The organism is Rhodoplanes azumiensis, assembly GCF_042682915.1.
In the GTDB taxonomy this organism is placed as follows: domain Bacteria; phylum Pseudomonadota; class Alphaproteobacteria; order Rhizobiales; family Xanthobacteraceae; genus Rhodoplanes; species Rhodoplanes azumiensis.
In genome coordinates, this window is record NZ_JBHUIW010000018.1 from 125,724 (window position 1) to 132,156 (window position 6,433).

At 70.1% G+C, this 6,433-nt stretch carries 6 protein-coding genes; 1 reads left to right on the forward strand and 5 read right to left on the reverse strand.

Going from position 1 to position 6,433, the window contains the following annotated elements; all coding sequences use genetic code 11:
* Positions 1–26: 26 nt before the first annotated feature.
* Positions 27–800, reverse strand: a complete 774-nt coding sequence (locus ACFSOX_RS15820; protein WP_378478777.1) for a cyclase family protein — start codon at positions 798–800, stop codon at positions 27–29.
* A gap of 66 nt (positions 801–866) precedes the next feature.
* The gene (locus tag ACFSOX_RS15825) at positions 867–2,105 is read right to left on the reverse strand and encodes an MFS transporter (protein ID WP_378478778.1); all 1,239 of its coding nucleotides are present in this window, start codon (positions 2,103–2,105) and stop codon (positions 867–869) included.
* 629 nt (positions 2,106–2,734) lie between these two features.
* Here ACFSOX_RS15825 and ACFSOX_RS15830 point away from each other — a divergent pair.
* Positions 2,735–3,541: a TetR/AcrR family transcriptional regulator gene (locus ACFSOX_RS15830; protein WP_378478779.1), complete on the forward strand. Its 807-nt coding sequence runs from the start codon at positions 2,735–2,737 to the stop codon at positions 3,539–3,541.
* A 24-nt stretch (positions 3,542–3,565) separates the two neighbouring features.
* Here ACFSOX_RS15830 and ACFSOX_RS15835 read toward each other — a convergent pair whose 3' ends face one another.
* The 3 genes from ACFSOX_RS15835 to ACFSOX_RS15845 all read right to left on the reverse strand — a co-directional run bounded on the left by ACFSOX_RS15835 (position 3,566) and on the right by ACFSOX_RS15845 (position 6,129).
* Positions 3,566–4,813 carry a Coenzyme F420 hydrogenase/dehydrogenase, beta subunit C-terminal domain gene (locus ACFSOX_RS15835; RefSeq protein WP_378478780.1) on the reverse strand — a complete coding sequence of 416 codons (1,248 nt, stop codon included), beginning with the start codon at positions 4,811–4,813 and terminating at the stop codon, positions 3,566–3,568.
* A gap of 136 nt (positions 4,814–4,949) precedes the next feature.
* Positions 4,950–5,912, reverse strand: coding sequence for a hypothetical protein (locus ACFSOX_RS15840; protein WP_378478781.1), 963 nt, complete (start codon positions 5,910–5,912; stop codon positions 4,950–4,952).
* A 19-nt stretch (positions 5,913–5,931) separates the two neighbouring features.
* Positions 5,932–6,129 (reverse strand): hypothetical protein, encoded by a 198-nt coding sequence (locus ACFSOX_RS15845; protein WP_111360570.1) that lies wholly within the window; start codon positions 6,127–6,129, stop codon positions 5,932–5,934.
* Positions 6,130–6,433 lie beyond the last annotated feature (304 nt).

Genomic DNA, 6,433 nt, shown 5'->3' on the forward strand with positions numbered 1-6,433 from the left:
CGGAACGACGGAGCACGGCGTATGCCTCACGCGTCCAGGATGGCGACGGCGCGGGTCCAGCCGGCCGAGGCGCCGCGGATCTTCGCCGGGAAGCAGGCGATCGTGAATCCGGTCGACGGCAGCAGCTCGAGATTGTGCAGCTTCTCGAGGTGGCAGTAGCCGATCGTGCGACCCGCCTTGTGACCTTCCCAGATCAGGCTCGCATCCTTGGTCTGCGCATACCGCTTCGCCGTGTGGACGAAGGGTGCGTCCCAGCTCCAAGCGTCCGTGCCGGTGACGCGCACGCCGCGCTCGGTGAGATAGAGGGTCGCCTCGCGGCTCATGCCGCAGCCGGCCGCGACATAGCCCTCCCGCCCGTAGATCTCGCCGGCGCGCGTGTTGACGACGACGATCTCCAGCGGCTTCAGCGTGTGGCCGATGCGGGCCAGCTCCTTCTCGACGTCGGCGGCCGTGACCAGATAGCCGTCCTCGAAGTGCCGGAAGTCGAGCTTCACGCCCGGCTGGAAGCACCATTCGAGCGGCACCTCGTCGATCGTGATGGCGCGCTCGCCGTCGTTCATGGTCGAGGCGAAGTGATACGGCGCGTCGAGATGGGTGCCGTTGTGGGTGGTGATCTGCACCCACTCGATCGCCCAGGCCTCGCCGTTCGGCAGATCCTCGGCCTTCAGGCCGGGGAAGAAGGGCAAGAGCTCGTCGGTCGTGTCGTGGTGGTTCCGGTACTTGATCTTCGGCTCGTAGACCGGAGGATCGGCGAGCGTGCCGTTCTCGAAGTAGATGGACAGGTCGATGATCTTGTTCATGGGGTCTCTCCGGGGACGGGCCGGCCGCGGCGGGGACTGCGGCCGGCCCGGTGCTGCGCGCGGATGTCAGCTCCGCGGTGCAGCGGCGGCGGGGGTCGTCTGGAGGGCGGCGACCTCGGTTCGCGGCAGGAAGGCGGTGAGGATCGCGGCGAGGAGGAACGGCACGGCGCAGATCAGGATCGCCGTCTGCAGGCTGTAGGCCGTCGCGATGCCGCCCAGGATGAAGGGCGCGAAGGCGGAGACGCCGCGGCCGACGTTGAAGCAGAAGCCCGAGCCGGTGGTGCGCACGCGGGTCGGGAACAATTCGCCGTAATACGAGCCCATCAGGCCGACGAAGGCCATGAAGAACGCGTAGGCCGGGCCCATCCACAGGAGCGTGGCGGCGTTCTCGGTCAGCGCGTAGACGGCGAGCATCACGGCCGAGCCGGCGAGCGACAGGACGAGCGCGTTGCGCTTGCCGATGAAGTCGGCGATCCAGCCGAAGGCGTTGTAGCCGATGAACATGCCGACGCTGAGGATGGTCATGAACATGCCCATGTCGGCGACCGACAGACCGCGCTCCTTGACCAGATAGGTCGGCAGCCAGGTGGTCGGCCCCCAATAGGCGGTCAGCGCGAAGGCGGAGACGAGCGTCGCGATGATGGTGTTCCGGGCGAGACCACCGGAGAAGATCTCCTTCACCGACACCTTCTCGACCTTGGCACCTTCACCGCGGGCGCGGGCGTCGCGCTGCTGCTTCCAGGCCTCCGATTCGGGAACGAAGAACCAGACGTAGACGGCGACGATCAGGGCGATGCCGGCGGTGAGGAACAGCGCCCGCCAGCCCCACATCGGGATGATCTTGCCGGCGAAGAACGAGGCGAGGCCGACGCCGACCGGGAACGAGCTCATCACGAAGGCAGCGGCGCGGCCGCGCTGTGCGGGCGGCCAGGTCTCGGCGATGTAGGCCGCGATCACGCCCCACAGTCCGCCGAGACCGAGGCCGGCCAGGAAGCGCAGGATCAGGATCTCGGTCCACGAGTTGGCGAACGCGATCACCATGGTGAGCAGGCTGAAGCTGATCAGCGACCACAGCATCGCCTTGCGGCGCCCGTAGTTGTCGGAATACCAGCCCATCACCACGCTGGAGATGCCGACACCGATGAGCGTCGCGGTGGCGAGCAGGCCGGCTTCCGAGCGGGTGAGGCCGAGATCGTTCATGATCGGCTGGAACGCCATGGCGAGCAGCACGAGATCCATGGCGTCGAACGTGTAGGCCGCGAATCCTCCGCCGAGGACGCGCCATTTGGTCGTGTCTTTGGTCATGCGTAACCCCCAATCATTCCGTCGGCTCGTCGCGGGCGAGACGGTCGCGAGGCGTCGGGTCACACGACGCCGCCGGCGGCCCGAGGGGAGGGTCGACCGGCCTGACCACGCCCGCGGGCGACCGCGGCTCGTTTCCATGTTCAGCGTCGCCACGGTAGACTGTACGTACGTACAGTGCATCCGGAAAATCACGGTCCGCCCCTGCGACGACGATGGGGAGGGGTTGCGAATTCGGCAGGGCTGACGCGGTTCCCGACTCGGGTCGTCCACACGCCGCTCTGCGCCGATGCCGGCAGGGCGGCTGCGCGGCCTCGGCGACGGTGCGGTGTCCCGGGCGCGGCGCAACGCCCGGCGAACCGAGCCCCGGGGGCGATCGCGCGAGGCGGACGGATCGGCTCCTTGCCGTGCCGCGCTGGACCCCGGCTCGGCGGTGCATCCGGCCTGCGGCGGCTGCGCCTTGGCCGAGGCACGCGGCCGATCCACCGGAGAGTCGTCTCGCTCTTCGGATGCGCAGATCGGAGCCGCGAGGGGCGGAGCCGCAATCTTGCGGAGTGGACAGCGGCGGCGCGGCGCGACTAAGTTGCCGCCGATCAGCCGGGCTCGCCTCCACGAAAGGTCATCGCGGCCGTATGACGTCCATTCCTCCGCGCGACCGCACGATGACGCCCGCCGATCCGGATTCCGAAACGCCTCTGCGCAAGCGCCGCCGCAAGCCGGCGGCACCGACCGGTGCGACGGCGACATCCCGCCCGCCTGCGGCGGCATCGCGAAAGCGGCCCGCGGCGACCGCCGAGGAGCCGAGCCGTCGCGCCAAGATTCTGCGCGCCGCCGAGCGGCTGTTCGCCCAGGAGGGCTTCCACGGCGCCTCGATGCGCGACATCGCCGAGGCCGCCGGCGTCGGCCTGTCGATCGTGGTCTATCACTTCGAGACCAAGCAGAACCTCTATCGCGCCGTCTTCGCCGAGCACGAGAAGCTGTTCGGCGAACGCCTCGCCGAGCTGCACGCCATCACGGATCTGCACGCGCCCGACGCCGTGGAGCGCATCGTCACCGCCTTCGTGATGCCGGTGATGCGCCAGCAGGCGCGTCCGGACGGCAAGTACTACTCGATGCTGACGGTACGCGAGGCGTCCGACCCGCACGAGCGGTCGCGCGGCATCCTGCGCGATTATTACGACCCGATGGCGCGCGAGTTCATCGCCGCGCTGCAGCGCGCGCTGCCGGACAAGTCGCCCGAGTATCTGCACTGGGCGTATCTGTTCGCGGTGGGCGCGCTGGTGATGAACTTCTTCGACGAGCGCATGTCGCGCCTCTCCAAGCACCGTTACAAGCCCGGCGACCTGCCGACCAAGGGCCGCTTCCTGGTGCGCTTCATCACGGCCGGCATCATGGCCGGGCCGGACGTTCCGCCGGACGGTGCTCCCCCGTCGGCGTGACGAAGCCCGCGGCCGCGGACCCCCTCAGGGGTTCCGCTCCCCCTCGCCCGGCGTCAGGCCGTAGCGGGCGACGAGATCCCAGACGTGCTGCGGCACCATGTGGCGCAGGCGCTTCGGCCGTTGCCGGCGCAGGTGCAGGATGGTCTCGATCGCCTTCATCTCGAGGCGCGCGCGGGCGAATTCGAGCCCGCGCGGGCCGATCCTCGGCATCAGCCAGCCGACCAAGGGGCGCAGAAAATCCGGCGTGCCGCGCACCGGCAGGCCGCCGGCCGCCCGCTCGGTGTTCTTCAGGAAGCCCTTCACGGGAGCGCGGCGATTGCCGCCGGTGCCGGGTTCGGTCGTGCGCACCTCGTCGCCGAGGAGATCCAAAAGCTCCTCGCCGCGGGCGTTGCGGACCAGGAGCCACTGCTCGCCCTCGCCGCCCATGTAGCCGACCGTGATGTCGGCGAGCGCGTTGGTGTAGTCGACGCAGGTGCGGCAGGTGAGCGGGAAGAAATCGCCCGGAAGCTTGGACAGCGGCAGCATCAGGAACGGGATGCGCCTCTCGCTGCCGTCGGAAAAGCGCAGCTCGACGTGATAGTCGGCGCGGAACTCGAGATACGTGATGGTCGAGGGATCGTCGGCGAGCAGCGCCAGGAACCCGTGAAAATTCTCGGTCGTGGTGTTGTCCGAGCACGGCGTGCCGACGACGTAGATCCTCTCGAAGCCGAGATCGGATTCGATCGCCCGCAGTGCGTGGATCTGGCACGGGATGCCGACCACGGCGATGCGCTTGAAGCCGTGTGCGGCGGCCGGCTCCAGCAGCGCGAGCAGCGGCGCGTAGCCCATCCGCATGCCGCGGCACTGCGCCATGCCCTCGGGCCGCGTCACCAGCACGGGCCGCGGCCGCCACCGGTCGGCCGGATCGGCCGCCATGGCGAGCACCGCGTCGACGGCGCCGGTCTCCAAGAGCCGCTCGCCGATGCGGGTGACGATGCCGGTCCACTGCGCCCCCGGCCGCGGCGTCCTCAGAGCGGCGCGCAGCATCTTGCGGAACGGACCGAAGAACAGCTCGTCCGCCTTCGCCGGATCACGGGCGCGGCCGTGCACGGCCGTCTCCATGGCCGGATAGTCGGGCTTGAGGAACTGGCAGGCGTGGCCGCACCAGCCGGGCGTCGCCATGCGCGAGATGCCGCAGTCGGTGCACAGGTCGCGCCGCACGGCGGCGCCGATCGGCGGCGTCCACACCGGGGGGATCGACGGCTGCTCGATCGACGGCTGATGGAGGGTCACGGCCCGCTCCGCGTGACGCGGCGCCTGCCGCCGCGACCGACGATAGGCCGAGCGGTCGCGAACCGCCAAGCGGGTGAAACGCGGATGGCTTCCGGGATGGGTCCGGCCGGGCCGATTCCGGCCGTCTCGAACGACCTCACTGACCGACGAGCGAGACGAAGCTCGGGCCGTCCGGCGCAGCGGCCACGGGTCGGACGGCGGCCGGCTGCGGCGCCGCCGCCACCGCAGGCCCGGTCTCTGGCAGGGTCGCGACCGGAACCGACTTGGTGACGACCGGCATCGACGGCAGCGGGTAAGGCGGCACCAGGACGATGGTGCCGGGCGTGATCTCCGGTCCGGGCAGCAGGCGCGCCTCGGCGATCCGGGTCTTGAGCAGCGTCAGCGAGCGCTCGACCTCGACGGCCGCCGGCAGCGGCGTCGCGATGACGAGCCGCTCCATCGCGTAGCCGTAGGAGGCGGCGCGGTTGACCAGCGACTGCTGCACCCAGCTCATGATCAGGGCGTTCTCGGCCATCCGGGCCTGGGCGTTGGCGGCCTCGCCGGGCGTCAGGCCGTTCACGTGCTGGAGGCTCTTGCCGCGCTTGATGTCCATGTCGAGCACGCGGCGCGCCACCGTGACCCAGTAGGGCAGCCGGGTGACGTCGTTGCGGATGTCGTCGTTGAGCTTGCCGTAGCGCGCTGTCGCCGAGCGGAACGCCGTCTGCATCAGCACCTGCTCGTAGGCGGCGATGTTGAAGACGAACCACTCCTGGCGGACGCCGCGATTGATGCCGTACTCCTCGATGATCGAGTACCAGCGCTGGCGCTCGTAGGGCGCCTCGATCAGCGGGAAGGCGAGATCCCGCATCAGCCGCTCGTCCTCGGTGTAGGGATAGGCCGAGACCGGCAGGCCCGCCTGCTGGGCCGCCGCCGGCCCCATCCAGTCGTGGATGCCGTCGCGCACCAGGCCGGTCTTGACGCGGCCGAAATCGCCGTTGAACGAGCAGCCGCCGAGCAGCGCCGCCACGGCCGCGATCGCGAGCCCCGGCAGGCGACCGCGTCCCGTGCCCGCACGCGTGCCCGCACGCGCGCTCGCGCCCGGCCTGCGAGCCTTCACCACGATCGTCACCTCGCCGCACTCACCGCCGGGCCGAGGGACGTCGTCCCTTGCGGGCGGCCGCCGAGCCGCCGTCGCGCAGCCCGTCGCGCGGCTCGTCGCCGTAGCGATCGACCCGCACCACCGGCAGGATGATGATGGTGGCCGGCTCGTCGGCCGTGCGACCCCGCCCGTCGCTGTAGACGCGACGTCCGGCCGGGAACGTGATGATGGTGCCCATGGCGTCCTCCACCGGGTCGGGAATGACCCGCGGCTTGCCACGTTCGATTACGCGCCGACATGGTTAACGGTTGGTTAAGCGTAACGCCTTGGTCCACAAGGGTTGTAAGCGGGTGACAGGGGGCGGCTTTCCGCGCCGACGGGCGTCGTCGCGCCGGCTGCCCGACCCGCACTCCGTCATGGCCCGCTAGTCGCGGCCATTCACGCCCGGACGGCTGCCGCAACCACGATCGTGGATGGCCGGGACGACCCCACGGCTGTCCGGCACGGATTGTGCTTTATGCGGCGAGCCTCGGTTGGTGGCG